This window comes from Pseudoalteromonas sp. BSi20652 (assembly GCF_000239855.1).
In the GTDB taxonomy this organism is placed as follows: domain Bacteria; phylum Pseudomonadota; class Gammaproteobacteria; order Enterobacterales; family Alteromonadaceae; genus Pseudoalteromonas.
Genome location: NZ_BADT01000221.1, coordinates 1 through 19,311, shown reverse-complemented (window position 1 = coordinate 19,311; position 19,311 = coordinate 1). Strand labels below are relative to the sequence as shown.

Below are 19,311 nucleotides of genomic sequence, written 5' to 3'. Positions count from 1 at the left end.
ATTTATAGCCCACAACATAAACTAGCTTCTTCAACTCAAGGATGAAAAGCGACTGCAAATAAAGTTGTTATTGAATTCCGGTGAATATATTTAGTTTAACTATCATGGTATTAATTAAAATGGACAACATTGCAGACCCAGAAGTTTCTCAAACTCGTTTTTCGTCTTTTGGAACGTCGTTTATGGGCCCTACACTGAGTTTTTTTTCTCATAACTTGGTACAAAATATTCCTGAAAATACCACTCTTTTTTTCTTGCCCGAGAGGGCTATTGGTTAGAAAGAGCCTACCAGCAATATTTATCTGGTAGTAATAAACAAGGTAATAGTTATTATTTATTAGCATCTCGCGCATTTTTATTTAAATTATTGTTAAGTGATAGTAGAAGTTACGAGTATTCATTAAAAGGAGACTTTACAGGCTCTTTTTTTGATTTAATGCGCACGCGTTTTTTACTTTCAAATACAGAAATACAGCAAGTTTTTAGCGATGATATCACTCAAGAGCTGGTATATTTACCTCACGACAGAAAAAAAATAATAGCTGTTTTAACTCAACACCAAGAGTTATTAGAAAATGTTATTTCTTCTATTAAAAAACCTTATTTAGCTTATTTAACATCGCTAGGTGTTACTTCTCAAAGTACACTTCATTTAGTTGATCTTGGTTACTCAGGTACTATTCAGTCATTACTCACTATTTTATTGAATAAAGATACGGTTGGTCATTACCTTATATCTTCCAAACCTGGAGAGCATCGCATAGCCGATAACACAGCAACAATGAAAGGCTATCTAAAGGAAGGCGTGAAGTTAGGCGAGGGATACCTGCCATTGGACCGTTCTATGTTTTTGGAGTCTTTGTTAACAGCACCTTTCGGGCAGTTTAGAGGTATTAGATTTAATACATTTGATAAAAATAAATTTGATTTTTACTACGGACGAAAAGTAACCTCGCAACGCTATTTTTATGAGCTAGAGCAAGTAATGTCTGGAGCACTTGAATACTGTCATCATGCAGGTAAACATCAAATAGAGTTTAATAGTGATGAGCTTGAACTGTTGCTCAATAATTATTTAAGTAAGCCGAATATGATTCCTAGAAGTACTAAGCATATTTTTGATATTGACGATGACGTTACCGGTAATGGGACTGTTAATGCCCTACAATTTTTTGGTTTAGCATAATGATTAATAAACAACTTATAAAAAAAACAATGCCAGGTGTGTTTAACTTTGTTAAAAACCAACCGCAACTCTTTAAGTTAGCCCAACAGGTTGATGCAAAGCTACAGCAGCGTGAGTATGTAAAATTAAATAACGAATAAAAAAAGTTATAGTGCAACAGATGCATTGTTTTTATTAACTAATGCTAAGCAAAACGGTTTGTTTGATTACGCGTGGTATAGCGCACAGCAGTGCCGTACGTTTAGCTGTGAACTTGAAGCGTTTGAAGATTACCTGCATAAGGGTAAATTTAGCTGCGTTAACCCAAGCCCAAATTTTGATACTGAGCTGTATTATAAATGTAATACTGACATTTATTTACAGGGCGTGCATGCATTAGTGCATTACTTAAATCATGGCCAGCATGAAGGTCGTTTATCACTTGCGGCTAATCAAAAGTGGTCCCCAAAAGCGATAGAAAGTACAGCTGATGGCGAGCCAACACCACAAAAAATAGCGATGTGTTTTCACGTTTTTTATGGCGAGTTTATCGATTATTACTGTGATGCATTAGCTAAATTTCCGCAACCGGTTGATGTGTTTGTAAGTGTTGCCAGTGATGAGCTTGCTAAAAAAGCAACAAACGATTTCGAAGCTTGTGCAAAAGTAAATAACGTGACGGTAAAAGTGGTACCTAACCATGGTCGTAATTTTGGCCCTATGCTTGTTGAGTTTGCAAGCGAGCTACAAAGTTATGATTTGTTTTGCCATATGCACTCTAAAAAGTCACTGTACTCAGGGCGCGCGCAAACCCAGTGGGCAGATTACTTAGGTGAGTATTTATTAAAAGATCAGCACGTTATTAAGCAAGTGCTTAATCACTTTAACGATAACCCTAAAAGTGGAATATATTATCCGACCTCGTTTTGGATGATGCCTGATTGGGTTAATCACTGGCTTAAAAATAAGCCTCATGCGCAAAAGCTGGCTAAAGAATGGAATATAGAGCTAAGTGAAGACTTTTTAGCTTACCCCGCTGGTGGTATGTTTTGGGCAAGGCCTAATGCATTAAAGCAACTTTTAAACAAAGAGTATAAGTACGAAGACTTCCCCGCGGAGCCTCTACCTAACGATGGCTCTGAATTGCATGCACTTGAGCGAATGCTTGGCCTGCTTGCTGAAAAAAATGGGTATAAACAACTGTTTTATTACCCAAAATCTGGCCAGTTAACATTTGACGACAGTTTTATTTTAGCGCAGTACGTTAATAATCAAGAGAATTTACGCCATCAACTTGGTGCGTTTGAGCACATAAGTTTTGATGTGTTTGATACACTGGTAAGGCGTAAATACCATGCCCCAGATTATGCTAAGTTATTATTAGGTAAATCGTTGGTTGAAGGTGGAAAAGTAAGTAATGCCCATGAATTTGTTAAAACTCGAAATAATGCTGAATTTGAAGTCAGGCAGCAAAAAAGCTTTGTAGGTGATGTTACTATTTTTGAAACGTATGAGCACTTAGCTAATAGTTATAACTGGACGAGTGAGCAAGCAAAAAATTATGCTGAGCAAGAATTTGCCTACGATTTAGAGATGATTTTACCTAAAGATGAAATGGTTGATTTATTCAATGAACTTATTTTGGGTGGGAAACAGGTTACCGTTGCCTCTGATACGTATTACACCCACGAACAAGTGGCGCTTATGCTGGCTAAGGTTGGTGTGAGTGTTGGCTTTGAGTTGTTAGTATCGAGCGAACTCGGTAAACGCAAAGATAATGGCACACTTTGGCAGCATATAAAACAGAGCCTGCCTGAAGGTCAACGTTTTATACATGTAGGCGACAATGCGGTTGCTGATGCACAAATACCAGGTGACTTTGGTTTGCAAAATTTGCATATTCTTAATCCATTAGATAAATGGCATGCTGCGGGATGGGATAATCCATTTAGTGGTGGCAATGAATTAAACGAACAACATATTTTAAAATGGGGACCACTGATAAGTAGCTTTGGGCGCTTCCCGTTTTTAGGTGAATAGACAACAATATGAATATAAATTTAAATCAACCCAAAACAATAATTTTTCACCCTGGTATAGGGAAAACAGCAACGAGTGCAATTCAAAATATTGGCTTTAAACTTTCTACTGATAACAATTTACAAGCATGTTTTTCGCCATTTGGTTTATTTGGTGGCGCGAGCAACTACTTTGCTTCTAACCACCCTGGTTTTTCGCTTGAGAATTACCAACAAAATTGGAAATCGCTTTTAAGTTTTGCTAAAAACAGAGACAGTAGTACGGTTGTATCTAGTGAATTTTTAATTAGGGATAACCCGCAGCATATTGCAAATATGCTTAATGAGGCAAAAAGCGAAGGTATTGAAGTAAAAGTTATAGTTGCGGTGAGAAATTACACTGATTACTTAATTTCTGCTTTTTTACAAGCCGTTAAAGCCAATTGGGGTATTCCTGACAACGAAGATATGTTTAAGTTTTACGAAAGAGAGTTAGCCCAAATAAGAATGCCATTATTAGTTGATAATTGGGCTAAGCACATAGGCGATGAAAATGTATTTTTGATGGATTACGATAAAGATAAGCAAAATTTTGTAAGTCTATTTTTTAAAGTTATTGGTCTTAACATTGACGCTAGCATTAGCCTACAGAATAAGGTTAATGAATCCATTCGGCTAGAAATTGCGCCTATGCTGCGACACTTTGACCGTGTAAGTAGCAATAAACAGCAGCGAGAAGAGCTTATAAAGTACCTAAATTCTTTAGACTACAAAGAGCAGCATGCTAAAAACGTAAAACAACGCATAGAAACTAAAGTGGTACGAAATGCTTTTAAACACGATAAAGAGCGCCTTACAGCAAGGTATACGTGGATCTAAACCTATGAAAAACGATTATTGGGATCCTGTAAAAAAACGTATAAGCACACGGTTAGATTATAGCTTAGCGCTGAAAAATCATATTAACTTTATATGCGGAAGTGATATCTCTGAAACGCGTTTATATAACTCGCAGTTTACTAAATTTTCTCCAACTTACTGTATTGAAGAGAATCCACTTTTTTTACCCTACAAAGAAACACATCATATTCCTAAAAGCTATTTTTTTGAACACTGGGCTTATGACAAGCATTTAAACCCAATTTTAATAGCTGACCATTACAAACCAGTATTAAAAGGCTACAAAGACCATTCTGAGTTGCCTGTTTATCCTTTCAAGGCCGTTTTTCCTAGTGAGCATATGAAAGGTAACTATTACTACATGGGCATGCTAAACCCTCATTATGGGCATTTTATTCAGGAGGGAGTCACGCGTTTTTGGCTTGCATTAAAAAAGCCTAGCTTAGTAAATAAAAATACTAAATTTGTATACCACGTATTTGAAAATTTTAATGAGCAGCAAAAAAATGCTTTTTTGAATTCTAATATGATGCAGTATTTAGCCGTGTTAGGTATAAACCGCGACAATATTGTTTTTATTAAAAAGCCAACAACGTTTGAGCATATAATTGTTCCTGAGTCAGGTATTTCTATTAGTGATGGCAACTGCTACCTAACTGATGAAGCTCGTTTAGTTTGGTTACATTTGAATAAAATGATGGCAGGTTACGAGAATAAAAATAGCATTGTTAGTAACAAGCGAGTTTACTTGAGTCGACGAGCGGTAAAAGCGCCGATACAAGGCCGAATACTACTGAATGAGGATGAAGTTGAGTCTTACTTTCGCTCAATAGGGTTTGAAATTATAGTGCCCGAGGATCTTTCTCAAATTGATATGCAGAAGGCACTTTCAACCACCAATTTTATTGCTGGTAGTCCTGGCTCTGGTTTGCAAAATTCCTTTTTTATACCCAACCCTGCAAAAACTTTAGGCATTACTTGTTTACCGATTATGAAAATAAACCCTGGTATTAACCATCAAGTTAATACAGATTTAATATGTGGGCATAAAACATATGGCTACAACACTTCAACTAATAATATATTTCAAAAAAATAACTCCATTGAATGGAAAGTCTCTATTAATAATTTAGATAAATGCTTAGCGACTGTTTTATAGTATTTAATTTTTACGAATATAATTTATCGTTGCCGGAGACCAAGCAATGCGAGAGTTAACGTTACATATTGGGGCGCACAAAACCGGTACATCGACAGTTCAAAGCTGGATGTACAATAATCAGCGCTTTTTAAAAAAGAATAGTGTGACTCCATTTTTTATTGAAAATGGTAAAAGTGCAGTTCAAGTAAACCAAACTTATTATTTTGATCATTCAAAAATTAAGCATGGGTCTGTTTTTATAAAAGAGCAGCTGGCTATAAATTTAAAAAAGTGCACCGGTAAACGTGTTGTAATGTCCTCAGAATGTTTTTCATGGATACATGATAAAGAGCAATTAGAGCAGTTTAAAGTCTCTTTAGGCGCGCACTTTTCTTCTATAAAAATCCTTATTTATATTAGGCGACAAGACCGACAAGCTTTGTCGCACTATCAGCAAAGAGCTAAAAGCTGGGAAGCAGAAGGGCATTATTTTAAAGGCGATAATAAAGCATTTCCTAGTTTAGACAAAAATGCTAATTCGTATTTAAATTACTATGATCATTTTGCCATGTGGGGAGATGTTTTTGGTGATGAAAATATTACCTTTAAGGTATTTGATAGGCTAGAGCTAAAAAATAATTGTGTAGTGAGTGATTTTCTTGATTTTTTAAAAGTTCCATTTTCTCAAAACGATATAAATGTGAATGACGCTAATGTAAGTTTGGGTATATTACATGTAAAAGTCGCTCACATTTTGCGCTCTACGGGCGTTAAGCGCAATGATGCTATTTTTCAAAAAATAATTAATGAACTAGGTGACTCATACGTGATGCGGCCTGCGCGCAGTACGGCTATCGATTTTTATTCTAATTTTAGAGCCTCTAATGTTGCGCTTAACCAACGGTTTAAAATAAGTAGTGAAAATGAAAGTATATTTTCAGAGTCTTTTGACTTTTATAACGAGAAAGCTTCTGATGAGTGGAATGAGGATTTAGCTAATCACGCTATAAAAACTATAATTAAAGTAATATTAGATAAGTGAGCCATTATGAGTTTAAAAAAAGTCTCATCACTTTTTAAAAATACGCAACAAGACGCTACTATATGCAAAGATGTTGCTGTTATTGCTGTTATAAAAGATGAATCGGCCTATATTCATGAGTGGGTACACCATTATCAGTATTTCGGTTTTAAAAAAATTTATTTAGCTATAAATCGTACTACAGACAAAACTATAGAGGTTTTGGATCTAATATGTTCAAAATATGACAATGTAGAATACTTTATTACTGACTGGATAGATAAAGACGCTGATAAAACAGGGATAAACCCAAATATGCAACGGCTATCTTTTAGTTTTTTAGCAAATGAGGCATTTAAAGACCCAAGTATTACTCACTGTTTAAGTGTGGATGCTGATGAATTTTTTTATCCTACTTGCTTTAAAAAGGATATAAAACAGTTTGTTAACTCTTTTGATTTTGCTAGTAAATTGTCAATTCACTGGGCTTGTCAGGAGGTTGATGAAGAGGAGTTTTCAGCTCCTTTTGTTAACAAGGGTCATTATGTTACTCCCCAAGTAAAAACTATCATAACCCGGTGTACTTATGAAAATATGAGGAAGTTTACATTACATGTTCCTTTGCTCAAATCTAACTATAATGCCTCTCATATAGATGCTAGTGGAGATACCTTTGAAAAAGGTAAGTATAGAGAATTAGCTGCACCAAGCTTTAACATTAATCAAAATGCTTACATACTTCACCGAATGGTTCGTTCTGAGTGTGAATATTTAGCATTATTACTAAGGCAAAACCCTGAATCGACTTCGAGGGTTAAGAAAAACAGAGATGGCATAACTAAAAAGGCTAAATTATCATATCTTGATGTTCCTGAATCACACCTAAAAAGCTATCATGATAGTTTGGATGAGTTTATAAAGTATTGTAATTTAGCTGGTATGCTAAATAAAATACGTGAAGACGTAAAAATTAGTGCTTTAGAAATTCTTGATATAACTGATGAGGAGTTATTAAAGGATGTGGATACTTATTATAAAGTTCTTAAAGGGACTTCGATTTTTTCCTCATTCCATAAAAGAATCAAGAGTATTGATTATCTAAATATAATCGATGAGCCTTTGATAAATAAATTTAGAGATATTGCAATATCCTTTGAGGGTGTTGACCTTAACGTATCCTTAGAACTTATGAGAATAGCATCTAGGTTTCGACCTGGTGGTAACCTAATTTCTCATAAAGTATCTCAGTATGAAGCACAAATTATTAATTAATTTAAATGCATTAATTTATATTTGCATAATTTTTTGTTAAGTGGCTAAGCAATACTTAAAGAGTTGCAGGCTTTATACAAAACAAGTTAGTACATAATTAAGTGGTAATTGAAAGCACAGCTAAGTTACTACTTGGAATTTATTGATGACAATTAAAGTAATTATACATATAGGACCTCCTAAAACAGGTACGTCAGCAATACAGTTTTCATTACAACGAGACTCAAAACGGTTAGCTGAAAATGGCATTTATTACCCAAAGCATACCACTGATATAAATGGAATTAGCTCAGGAAATTTAAATAGTATTTATGAGAACACGTCAAGTGGTCGTGTAGTGAGAAGTGCTAAGGTAGTGGCCCTTTTGGCTGAGTGTAAAAAGCGTGGTTTGCATACATTGTTATTAAGCTCTGAGTTTTTTTTGAAAAAATCGGTGAAGTAGTTACTCTTTTTCCTGATGCTCAGTTTATTGCTTATATTCGTAACCCGCTCGATAGCTTTGAGTCTTTATACAATCAATCGGTTAAGCGCCATCATAAAGTAGACCCTATTAAAAAGCCCGCTAAATTACCTATGTTTTATTTAACTAAACTTAAAAAATTGGTTGATGAGTTGGGTTCTGATAGGTTTATTTTACGTTCTTACAGTAAAAGTGCATTTTATGGTGGGACTATTGTTGATGATTTTTATAGCATTTTAAACATTCAGCCCCCAAGTAGTACTATGGTTAATATAAACCCTTCATACTCTTTTGAGGCACTGGAGTTTAAGCGGTGGTTAAACCAATTTTGCTCCCCAGATGTGGCTTTGAAAGCTGATAAAGTATTACAGGCTTTTGGGTCGCCTTCTATTGGCTTCTCTCTTATCAATCCACAAACTTTTGATTTATATAAACTTCAGGCTACCGATTTTTTAAAAGAATTAACCAATAAATGTAGTATTTTTGGTTGTGAGCAGCTTTTAGAGGAAGTACAGGATACAAAGCAAAAAGATTTTAAAAATCAGTGTTTAGAATTAGATGATTTTATAAAGGTTGCTGATTATATAAATCAACAAAACCCTGATTTATATAAATCTATATGCTACGCGCTTTACCTGTCGAGTTATCGCTCTTGCTTTACAAACAAGTATGGACAGGCTTTTATTAAAAAGTATAAATTATCTGAGGTTTCAGACCGTTCTATGTTCAAAGTTAAAATTTTAAATTTTGTTAAACGCCTTTTGGGTAAGCCGGCTTATTCTGCTGAGTTACCATTTACGTTATCATCGTCTGATGATATCGATCGCCTAAGAGCCAAATTAAGATTAGGTAGCGATGTAAGTGATGTTGATATTTTAAGAGAGTTAGCCTTTTTAGCAGAAAAAAACCATGATATTGGTTTAGCTTATGTGTTTATGAAGAGAGCTCAAAAATTAAGACCAAACGGGCCACTAATTAATAATAAAATTAACTATTATGAACGTAAGATCGATAATGCAACACATAACAAATAATGAGTTATAAGTGCAAATAATAAGAAAAATACTTATAAAATAATTAAAGCATTAATTGGTTTTATGCCAGAGTTACTGCTTAATAAGTTAAAACAAAACCCTAAGTTGGTTGCTGCATACAGTAGTAACTTACATAAAAGTGGTTTGCTTTATCAGTTACAAACAATTGAAGAGCTTGAGCGCTCTTATCAAGACTATCAAAATGAGCATGGTTTACAGTTAGCTAGGTTAATGGCGGGGCAGCCCGATGTTAAGGCTTTTAACTGTGTGCTGCTAATTTTCGTTGTTGATTTTACTTCCGCTAAGTTACTGGCCACTTTAAAAAGTGTTAACGAACAATACACTGCTTTTGATGAGCTTATAATATGGTGCGATGCACGCTGCAAAGAAAGAGTGATTACTTTTTTAAGAGAGCATGCGAGACGTGATTTTAATGTTATTACTCATTTTAATGATGAGCATGTAAAGCCTTTATTAGCGGCTAAAGCGTGTTTTATAGTGTATGAAGGTGATGTTTTACATCGCCATTTGGGCTATGTATTAGCAACTACGTTACAAGATGATACTCAGTTAGCCTACGTTGATACCGATACAATTACTGATGATAATAAAAGGCAGTTTCCAGATTTCAAACCTGATTGGAACCCCGATTTACAGTTAACTAATGGCTATATAAGCTCGGGCTTATATGTTAAAAGTTTGGCTGATCTAACAGCTAAAGCGCATTTTCTTAATTTAAATACAGTGAGTATTTGGCTGTGCGAGTATTATCTCAGTGGCGTTAAGCATGAGGTTGTGCACATACCACAGGTGCTGTTATTTCGCCCCGAAGGAGATGCTCATTTTAGCCAAGCTAAAGATCAGCTAACGGTGGCGTATAAAGACGTTGCAGATGTTATTCCTTCACCATTACCTGCACTTTATTTGCGCTGGCATTTACGTTACGACCCCTTGGTATCTATTATTATTCCTACTCGAAATGGGTTGGCATTAGTAAAAAGTTGTATAGAGTCAATTTTAGATAAAACCACTTATTCTAACTACGAAATTTTACTTATTGATAATGGCTCTGATGACCCAGGGTGCATTAATTATTTTAAACAGTTAAGCACGCATTCAAAAATAACCGTGTTTAATTACGCGGCCGAATTTAACTATTCAGCTATAAATAATTTTGCGGCAAAGCATGCTAAAGGCGAAGTACTTGCACTCGTTAATAACGATATTGAAGTGATTGAGCCTGACTGGTTATTAAACATGGTTAGCCATGTTATGCGCGATGATATTGGTTGTGTTGGTGCAAAGTTATTGTATTCAGATAATCGTATTCAGCATGCGGGTGTGGTATTGGGCTATGGTGGTGGCGCCGGGCACGGGCATAAGTATTTCCCAAGCGATCATTATGGTTATATGAACCGCTTGGTGGCGAGCCAAAATTACAGTGCGGTGACCGCTGCATGTTTGCTTGTTAAGACTGATGACTTTTGGGCTGTGGGTGGTTTGAACGAAGAAAAGCTAGCAATTGCTTTTAATGATGTTGATTTTTGTTTAAAAGTACTGCAACTAGGCAAGCGTAACCTATATTGTGCAGAGGCTGTTTTGTACCATCATGAGTCTGTATCGCGCGGGCACGAAGATACGCCTGAAAAAGTGCGGCGCTTTAATGCTGAGCTTAATTACTTGCAAACTACGTGGTGTGATTTTATTGCTAACGACCCTGCATATAATCCTAATTTAACTCGTAGACGTGAAAATTTTGCGATTAAGCCTTTTAGGTAGTTAATAAAAAGTAAAAGTAGGGTTATTATTCGTTATGTTTTTTGTATGCTTAATTAAAGTAAGCTAGAATTGACTTTAGCTTGTAAATGACTGTTTATTTGTGTTTTATTTTTATAGAGAGAGTGCAGTTCCCATTTTGACAACTAATAGCCAGTTTATATTACATTCGACCAACCCCGTTGCAAGCGACGTGAATGTGGTTTGTGGCATGTCTGTCTATATCAATGATCGCTTGGAGTGGGTTAAACAAGCAGTTGAAAGTGTTTTAAACCAAACTATGCCGCCGGATCTTTTTATGATCGTGCTTGACGGCACTGTGTCAGATGATATTTCAATTTATTTAAAAGAGACTGAAAAAAAACACTCAAACTTAGCTCTTATACATGGAGTAAAAAATAAGGGATTAAGTGCATGTATGAATTACATAATTGATATTACTTTACCTTTAAAGCCAAAGTATTTTTTTAGAATGGATGCTGATGACATATGTGTTTTACACCGTTTCGAAAAGCAAATTAACTTATTAGAAAAGCATAACGACGTTGACGTATTGGGCTCGGCCTTGTGGGAAGTTGACGAGCAAGGCAATAAAGCGGGTATTCGTAGGCTTCCATTGAGCCATTCTAAGTTGTTAGTCGCCTTTTCTCGGCGTTGCCCTATAAACCATCCTACTGTTGTTATTAGATATAGCGTGTTTGCGCGCGGACATCGTTATTTAGCAACGATGCTTAATACACAAGATTATTTTTTATGGATTGCTTTGGCTAGTGATGGCTGTAAATTTGCTAATGTGAAAGAGCCATTGCTGCATTTTAGACGCATTAATGGTTTTTATAAAAGACGTGGCAGAGGCAAGTCGGCAAATGAGTTTAAAGCTAGGCTTCTTGCTATGGATTTACTTAACCAAAGGTCGCTACAAAATTATTGTTATGCTTTATTTGTTTTAGCATTGAGGATGATGCCATCTTGGGTCATTAAATTGGCATACAAGGTTGACCGTTTTTTACTTAATTTAAAGAAGCATAATTAAATTATGATTGGTGCGGTTTTAGTTGTATATAAGCCTGATCTTCCTCTCGTTGAGCGTTTATTAACTCGTTTATATGGTCAAACAGAAGAAGTGGTTATTGTTGATAATAGCCCGACACCTCACGATTTTAGTAAAATTATAGCTCATTACCATTACATCCATCTTTCTTCTAATTCAGGGATTGCGTCGGCGCATAATGCAGGCTTAATATATTTGCTAAAAGCGGGTTGTGAGTACGCTATTTTACTTGATCAAGATAGTCTAATTCCGAGCGATATGGTGTTTAATCTAAGTAGCTTGCTTAATGCATCAAATAAAATAAAGCAAAATGTGGTTGCCATTGGTCCTAGGATTCGTTGTAGTTTTTCTGACAAAAAAGTGAACCCTATGGTTCAAAAAGAAGTGTTTGAATATGATGAACTGGTAGGCGTTACTCAAATTATTGCTTCTGGTATGATGATTGATTTAAGCGCTCTTGATGAAATTGGCTTAAAAGATGAATCTTTATTTATTGATGGCGTTGACCATGAATGGTGCTGGCGTGCTCGAAGTATGGGGTTTGATATTGCCAAGGCTAAAAATATAGAGATGATTCATCGTTTAGGGGATTCTCGTAGTAAATTTGTGGGAATAACTTATAAAGTTGGCGCGCCAATTAGGCTGTATTATCAGTTTAGAAATATTTTGTTATTGAGTCGTAGGGGCTACGTTCCTAACTATTGGAAAGCAAGATGTTTGTTTTTTATGCCAATACGCTTTTTTTTAAATTCTGCTTTGCAAAAAAATAGACGCAAGCGCATTGGATTTATGCTTAAAGGCATTTTTGATGGGTTGTTAGGGCGCACTGGTGCTTATAAAAACCATTGGTATGAAAAGTAATTAGACATAACTAAAAGTTAATATAAGTAGCTATATTAATTGGTTACTCTAGAGGCATGAGAATGTCTAATATGTTAAATTACTGGCAATAAATATGAGTTTAAATTAATTGTAAATTTAATAATTTTAATTTGCTAAATCAGTTTGTTTCAATTTGTTATAATAACTGACTTAGAATGGATTTTGATAATTTAGGATATAAAAAAACGTTATGAACGAAGAAAAGTTAACCCACCTTAAGGCGCTCGAAGCCGAATCAATTCATATAATGCGTGAAGTAGCCGCAGAATTTGATAACCCAGTAATGCTTTACTCTGTAGGTAAAGACTCTTCGGTATTACTTCATCTTGCACGTAAGGCTTTTTACCCAGGTAAAATACCTTTTCCGTTAATGCATGTAGATACAAACTGGAAATTTAAAGAAATGATTCAGTTTAGAGACTACATGGCTGAAAAGCATGGTTTCGATTTAATTGTTCATAAAAACCCTGAAGGTTTAGCGATGGGTATTAGCCCATTTGTTCACGGTAGTGCTAAGCACACTGACATTATGAAAACTCAAGGTTTAAAGCAAGCACTTGATATGAATGGCTTTGATGCTGCATTTGGTGGTGCTCGTCGTGATGAAGAGAAATCTCGTGCTAAAGAGCGTGTTTATTCATTCCGTGATAAAAATCATCGTTGGGATCCTAAAAATCAACGTCCAGAGCTTTGGAATGTTTATAACGGCAAAGTTGATAAAGGTGAGAGCATTCGTGTATTCCCACTTAGTAACTGGACTGAGCTAGATATTTGGCAATACATATACCTTGAAGGTATTGAAATACCATCGTTATACTTTGCTAAGGAACGTCCTGTTGTTGAGCGCGACGGCACATTAATTATGGTTGATGATGAGCGTATGGAGCTTGAAGAAGGCGAAGAAGTTCAGCAAAAAATGGTTCGCTTTAGAACATTAGGTTGTTATCCATTAACAGGTGCAGTTGAGTCTGTGGCTCAAACATTACCTGAAATCATCCAAGAAATGCTGCTATGTACTACGTCTGAGCGCCAAGGCCGAGTGATCGATAACGATTCTGCTGGTTCTATGGAAAAGAAAAAAATGGAAGGTTACTTTTAACCGAACGTTAGAAGCTTTGATGGCTAAGTTATGATTGAATATTTTAAAAATATATTTATAACAGCTTGTTATTAACCTATTACGAACCAAATTTCAGAGAAAATTATGTCACAAGAAACTAACTTACTTGCAACTGATATTGAAGCCTATTTAAAGGTCCACGAAAACAAAGATATGCTACGTATTTTAACGTGCGGTAGTGTAGATGATGGTAAATCGACTTTAATTGGTCGTTTACTTTACGATAGCAAAATGTATTTTTGAAGATCAGATGGCTGCTATACGAAAAAGATTCAAAACGTTTTAATACAACAGATAATGATTTTGATTTAGCGCTTTTAGTTGATGGTCTTCAGTCTGAGCGTGAGCAAGGGATTACAATTGACGTAGCGTACCGTTATTTTGCAACAGATCACCGCAAGTTTATTATTGCTGATACCCCAGGCCACGAGCAGTACACACGTAATATGGCAACAGGTGCTTCTACATGTGATTTAGCGATTATTTTGATTGATGCTCGCCATGGTGTGCAAGTTCAAACACGTCGTCATAGTTACATTTGCTCTTTATTGGGCATTAAAAATGTAGTTATTGCCATTAATAAAATGGATGCAGTAGATTACGAGCAATCTGTTTACCAAAACATTAAAAAAGATTACCGAGAGTTTGCTAAAAAACTATCGTTTGATGATATTCGTTTTGTACCAATTTCGGCACTTCGTGGTGATAACGTTGTTAACGAAAGCGAAGCAATGGCATGGTACCCAGGCTCTACGTTAATGAAACTTTTAAATACGGTTTCAGTTACACATGCTAAAAATGATGAATTTAGACTGCAAGTTCAGTATGTTAATCGTCCTAACTTAGATTTTCGTGGTTTTAGTGGCACTATAGCTGCTGGCGATATTAGGGTGGGAGACACTGTTGCGTCATTACCTTCTGGTAAAGAAAGTAAAGTTAAATCAATCGTTACGTTTGACGGCAATCTTGAAAAAGCTTCAGCTGGCATGGCTATTACGCTAACGCTTGAAGATGAAATTGATGTAAGCCGTGGTGATATGTTAGTGCGCCCTCATCAAAAGCCTCATTCATCTGCTAATTTAGAAGCTGATGTAGTTTGGATGACTGAAGAAGCATTACAAGTTGACCGTGAATATGAGATAAAAGTGGGCAGTAAGTCTGTTTTTGGCCATGTAGAAACTGTTAACTATAAAGTTGACGTGAATACGCTGGAACAAAAAGAGGCGTCGCAGTTAAACTTAAATGAGATTGGTAACTGTAATTTTGCTTTAACAGCACCTGTACAATTTGATGCATATGATATTAATAAGCATACAGGGGCGTTTATTATTATCGATCGCTTAACTAATGTAACTGTTGGTGCGGGGATGATACGTAAGCCTTTAGATGCTAAAACAAATAAATCGCAAAGCGCTCATCCTGCATTTGAAGTTGAGTTTAATGCCTTGGTTCGTAAGCATTTCCCTCATTGGGATGCAAAAGTAATCCGCTAGATTGCAGATGCTAAACATTGCGGGCTTTTTAAGCCCGCATTTTTGTTTTACTAACTATGGATGGCTACTATATTTATGCCATTAGATGCTTATCTAACGCTTTTTATTTTTGCGCTCACTGTTATTGGCTTAATTGTTGTTCAAGGTAGGCCTGTTGCAATTTTTGGCGCAACATTAGTTGCTTTAATTGCTTGTGATTTGGTGACTAAAAAACAGTTTTTAACAAGTATCGCAAACCCGGGTTTAGTGACTTTAATTTTACTTGTATTGTGCTCTTTAGCACTTGAAAAAACACGTTTGTTAAGGATTGTGGCATCTAAAATAATTGTAAGTAGCTACCATTCTACTTGGTTTAGGTTATTTGGTGTTACTACGCTTTTTTCGTCGATTTTGAACAATACTGCTGTTGTTGCTACATTACTCTCACCTATTCGTAATAATCCCCATCATTTTTCGAGCAAGCTACTTTTACCACTTTCGTATGCTTCTATTTTAGGTGGCACATTAACGCTTATTGGAACCTCAACTAACTTGATAATTAACTCAATGTATATTGAGGCTTCTGGGCGTTCTTTATCGTTTTTTTCGTTTACAGCTGTAGGCGCTATTTTAGTTGTTAGCTGTGGTGTTGTTATGTTTTTTTGTACCAATATGCTGCCCAGTATTAAGCAAAAAAATGCGACATCTGAAGGGTATTTTATTGATGCAAAGGTGACTGAAAATTCTGAGCTTATAGGACGCTCTGTTGAGGCTAATGGATTGCGGCATTTAGAGTCTTTATTTTTGGTCGAAATAGTTCGAAAAGGACACTTAATTAGTCCAGTGTCACCTTCTGAGGTTATTCATTGCTCTGATAGGCTAATATTTTGCGGGGAAATTACTAAATTACTTCAGTTAGGACAATTTACAGGTTTAGAAATTTTTGCTGAAAAAAATGGTACTTTAAATAGCAACCTTACAGAAGTGGTTGTAAGGCAAGAAAGTATTATTATTGGCAAAACACTAAAAACAACGGGTTTTAGGGCTTTATTTGATGCTGCTGTCGTTGCTATTAGGCGTGATGGTGAGCAGGTCTCTGGTAAGCTTGGGGATGTTGTTATTCGTTCAGGTGACTTTTTAGTTTTAGCGGTGGGTAAAGACTATAAGACAAGAACTAATATTAATAAAAACTTTTTAGTACTTTCTGGCGTTGAGCCTGAATCAAGAATAAATGGCTGGCGTGCTTGGTTATCTATTGGTGGATTTATTGCGATTATCGCATTGTCTGCTATTGGAGTAATAGATTTACTTGAGGGCTTAGTGTTATTACTAGGCGGATTATTATTTTCACGCAGTTTAACAACAAATGAAATAGTTAGGCGTTTTCCAGTTGATATTTGGTTGGTTGTTTCGTCGGCTATTTTACTCTCTAATGCGTTAGTTAACTCGGGCGTGGTAGATACACTAGGGTATTTTATAGGGCAATTTAACGATCCGGGTTATGTATATATAGCTTTAATTTTTGTTTATATTGCTACGTGGTTAATGACCGAGTTTGTTACTAATAATGCTGCTGCAGCCTTAATGTTTCCTATAGGTTATACTATTGCACTTGGATTTGGTGTAGATGTATTACCATTTGTAATGACTGTTGCTTTTGCCGCAAGTGGAAGCTTTATAAGTCCTTATGGTTATCAAACTAATCTGATGGTGTTTAACGCGGGTAATTATCGGTTAAATGATTTTGTTAAAATGGGCTTACCAATTAGCATTGTATATGCAATTGTTGTATTGGTATTTGTGCCTGTTTTTTTCCCTTTTTAGTTTTTAGACCCGCAATTGCAGCATTATAGGTATAGCCTATAAAAATGGTTAAAAAAATATAGAGGCTATCCTGTACGTAAAACTAATTTTATGCACAGGATAGCTCAATAGTTAATTGGTTTTAATTGTGTATTTATACCAATCCGCAATAATACTTAATCATTTTACGGGGCTAAACGTGTCGCTACCTGCGTTAAAAAATTCTCATTTAGGACAACTAAATAGCGAGTTTTTTGCCTAACTATCAACACGTTTTTCCACCCTTAAAATTGATCACTTAATTAAGCGAATTGGTATTAAACGGCGCAATTAAAAAGTTTAAGGCAAAGGTATAGTAATGACCCAAGATGAAAACATAGTATGGCACACGCAAACAGTGTCACGAGAACAAAAACAAAACCATAAAGGGCATAAGCCTGTTTTACTTTGGTATACGGGATTGAGTGGTTCGGGTAAGTCGACGATAGCAAATGCTGTGGAATCTAAATTGTTTGAATTAGGCTGTCATACTTATTTACTTGATGGTGACAATGTTCGCATGGGATTGAATAAAGGGCTTACATTTAGTGATGAGGACCGCATAGAGAATATTCGTCGTATTAGCGAGGTTGCTAAGCTTTTTGTTGATGCTGGATTAATCGTCTCTACTGCATTTATTTCGCCCTTTGCCGCTGATCGCGCTCAAGCTCGAAGCATTATGGCTGAAGGCGAATTTTTGGAGGTATTTATAGATACTCCAATAGAGGTGTGCGAAAGCCGCGACCCTAAAGGTTTATACAAAAAAGCGAGAGCGGGTGAAATACCAAATTTTACAGGTATTAGCTCAGCTTTTGATGTACCAGTATCACCAGAAATACACATAAAAACGGCACAATACAGTATTGATCAATGTGTTGATCAAATTATAAAGTACTTAAAAGAAAAAGAAGTCATTAAATTATAGGTATTCAGTTTTTTAGGTACCCGATAAATAAACTATTAACTGCTGAGTAAAGCGAAGTGCTTTGACTTCTGATTTTGAGATTATTATGAAATACGATGTTTTTAATGGTGATGCAGATGGCATCATCGCATTACTACAGTTACAGCTCGCTAACCCTACTGATACAATTAAAATAACAGGGGTGAAGCGTGATATTCAGTTATTAAAGAAAATCACACCACAACCGGGTGATTGTATACGTGTGCTTGATATTTCAATGGAAAAAAATATGTCAGCTTTACACGATGCATTAACCGCAGGTGCTAAAGTGATGTATGTAGATCATCACAAAGCAGGTGATATTCCTAATCATTCTAATTTATTTGCCCATATAGATCTTGATGCAAATATGTGTACGAGCTTAATAGTGAGTGACTTACTTGATAAGCAATTTCATTTATGGGCAATAACGGCTGCGTACGGTGATAATTTATTTGCAAAGGCCGATGCGGAGGCTGATAAACTACAGTTATCAGCATTACAAAAATCACAGCTAAAAGCGTTTGGTACTTATATTAATTATAACGGTTATGGCAGTGAGATTGATGATCTTCATTTTACTCCAGAAGATCTTTATGAGCAGCTTTTACACTATAAATCGCCGCTAGATGCTATAAACGATGAAAATTCAGCTTATTATACTTTAGAGCGTGCTTATAAAGCTGATATGGAAAAAGCTGCAGGGGCTAAAGTGCTACATGATTGTGACACTGCAAAAGTTATTCTACTGGATGATAAGCCTTGGGCTCGTCGTGTTAGTGGTGTATTGGGTAATGATTTAGCTAACCAAGCTCCAACTAAAGCGCATGGTGTTGTTACAAGCAATAATAAAGGAAGTTACACTGTTAGTGTACGTGCTCCGCTGAGCAATAAGCAGGGAGCTGTTGATATATGTAGTAAGTTTGCAACAGGTGGTGGGCGAGCCGCTGCTGCTGGTATTAATGAGCTGCCAGAGTCGCAACTTTCAAACTTTATAACTGAGCTAGTCGATTATTATAAGTAATGTGTTTAGATGAGTTCTAAATCTTATTTATTAAATGAACACTCACAAAGTGAATAAGTGACAGTTATCACCACAGAGGGCACAGAGAAGTGATTATTCTTTCTCAGTGTAGCGCGCAGCGCCTCGGTGCTCTCGGTGGTAAAATATTTTGTAGGTGAGGTTTTATACCTCGCTTATAAAGTGATTAGGG

At 35.8% G+C, this 19,311-nt stretch carries 17 protein-coding genes and 1 pseudogene; all 18 read left to right on the top strand.

Annotation, left to right across the window (positions count from 1 at the left end):
- Positions 1-119: 119 nt before the first annotated feature.
- The 18 genes and pseudogenes from P20652_RS20440 to P20652_RS01640 all read left to right on the top strand — a co-directional run bounded on the left by P20652_RS20440 (position 120) and on the right by P20652_RS01640 (position 19,121).
- Positions 120-278, top strand: coding sequence for a hypothetical protein (locus P20652_RS20440; protein ID WP_008172334.1), 159 nt, complete (start codon positions 120-122; stop codon positions 276-278).
- Between the two features lie 158 nt (positions 279-436).
- Positions 437-1,186, top strand: coding sequence for an HAD family hydrolase (locus P20652_RS01565; RefSeq protein ID WP_193371796.1), 750 nt, complete (start codon positions 437-439; stop codon positions 1,184-1,186).
- Positions 1,186-1,326, top strand: coding sequence for a hypothetical protein (locus P20652_RS21200; RefSeq protein WP_008172331.1), 141 nt, complete (start codon positions 1,186-1,188; stop codon positions 1,324-1,326). Before P20652_RS01565 ends, P20652_RS21200 begins: the two co-directional genes overlap by 1 nt.
- A gap of 25 nt (positions 1,327-1,351) precedes the next feature.
- The gene (locus P20652_RS01570; RefSeq protein WP_008172328.1) at positions 1,352-3,205 is read left to right on the top strand and encodes a rhamnan synthesis F family protein; all 1,854 of its coding nucleotides are present in this window, start codon (positions 1,352-1,354) and stop codon (positions 3,203-3,205) included.
- 8 nt (positions 3,206-3,213) lie between these two features.
- Positions 3,214-4,062, top strand: coding sequence for a hypothetical protein (locus tag P20652_RS01575; protein WP_008172326.1), 849 nt, complete (start codon positions 3,214-3,216; stop codon positions 4,060-4,062).
- Between the two features lie 4 nt (positions 4,063-4,066).
- The gene (locus P20652_RS01580) at positions 4,067-5,242 is read left to right on the top strand and encodes a DUF563 domain-containing protein (RefSeq protein WP_008172324.1); all 1,176 of its coding nucleotides are present in this window, start codon (positions 4,067-4,069) and stop codon (positions 5,240-5,242) included.
- 46 nt (positions 5,243-5,288) lie between these two features.
- A complete protein-coding gene (locus P20652_RS01585; RefSeq protein ID WP_008172323.1) occupies positions 5,289-6,266 on the top strand; it encodes a hypothetical protein in 978 nt (325 codons plus the stop codon).
- Positions 6,267-6,272: 6 nt separating this feature from the next.
- The gene (locus P20652_RS01590) at positions 6,273-7,517 is read left to right on the top strand and encodes a glycosyltransferase family 2 protein (RefSeq protein ID WP_008172322.1); all 1,245 of its coding nucleotides are present in this window, start codon (positions 6,273-6,275) and stop codon (positions 7,515-7,517) included.
- A gap of 145 nt (positions 7,518-7,662) precedes the next feature.
- Complete coding sequence (locus tag P20652_RS01595) at positions 7,663-7,959, top strand: hypothetical protein (RefSeq protein ID WP_008172321.1); 297 nt, start codon at positions 7,663-7,665, stop codon at positions 7,957-7,959.
- A gap of 131 nt (positions 7,960-8,090) precedes the next feature.
- Positions 8,091-9,011 carry a hypothetical protein gene (locus P20652_RS01600; protein ID WP_008172320.1) on the top strand — a complete coding sequence of 307 codons (921 nt, stop codon included), beginning with the start codon at positions 8,091-8,093 and terminating at the stop codon, positions 9,009-9,011.
- 63 nt (positions 9,012-9,074) lie between these two features.
- Positions 9,075-10,790, top strand: coding sequence for a glycosyltransferase (locus tag P20652_RS01605; protein ID WP_008172319.1), 1,716 nt, complete (start codon positions 9,075-9,077; stop codon positions 10,788-10,790).
- A gap of 208 nt (positions 10,791-10,998) precedes the next feature.
- The gene (locus P20652_RS01610) at positions 10,999-11,820 is read left to right on the top strand and encodes a glycosyltransferase (protein ID WP_237707158.1); all 822 of its coding nucleotides are present in this window, start codon (positions 10,999-11,001) and stop codon (positions 11,818-11,820) included.
- A gap of 3 nt (positions 11,821-11,823) precedes the next feature.
- On the top strand, positions 11,824-12,699 hold the full coding sequence (locus P20652_RS01615) for a glycosyltransferase family 2 protein (protein ID WP_008172317.1): 876 nt from the start codon (positions 11,824-11,826) through the stop codon (positions 12,697-12,699).
- 211 nt (positions 12,700-12,910) lie between these two features.
- The gene (gene cysD, locus P20652_RS01620) at positions 12,911-13,819 is read left to right on the top strand and encodes a sulfate adenylyltransferase subunit CysD (RefSeq protein ID WP_008172316.1); all 909 of its coding nucleotides are present in this window, start codon (positions 12,911-12,913) and stop codon (positions 13,817-13,819) included.
- A 105-nt stretch (positions 13,820-13,924) separates the two neighbouring features.
- Positions 13,925-15,333, top strand: a pseudogene (gene cysN / locus P20652_RS01625) (sulfate adenylyltransferase subunit CysN).
- A gap of 75 nt (positions 15,334-15,408) precedes the next feature.
- Entirely contained in the window at positions 15,409-17,136 is a 1,728-nt protein-coding gene (locus tag P20652_RS01630; RefSeq protein ID WP_008172313.1) for an SLC13 family permease, read from the top strand.
- 337 nt (positions 17,137-17,473) lie between these two features.
- Positions 17,474-18,079, top strand: coding sequence for an adenylyl-sulfate kinase (cysC, locus tag P20652_RS01635; protein WP_008172309.1), 606 nt, complete (start codon positions 17,474-17,476; stop codon positions 18,077-18,079).
- Between the two features lie 85 nt (positions 18,080-18,164).
- Positions 18,165-19,121, top strand: coding sequence for a hypothetical protein (locus tag P20652_RS01640; protein WP_008172307.1), 957 nt, complete (start codon positions 18,165-18,167; stop codon positions 19,119-19,121).
- Positions 19,122-19,311 lie beyond the last annotated feature (190 nt).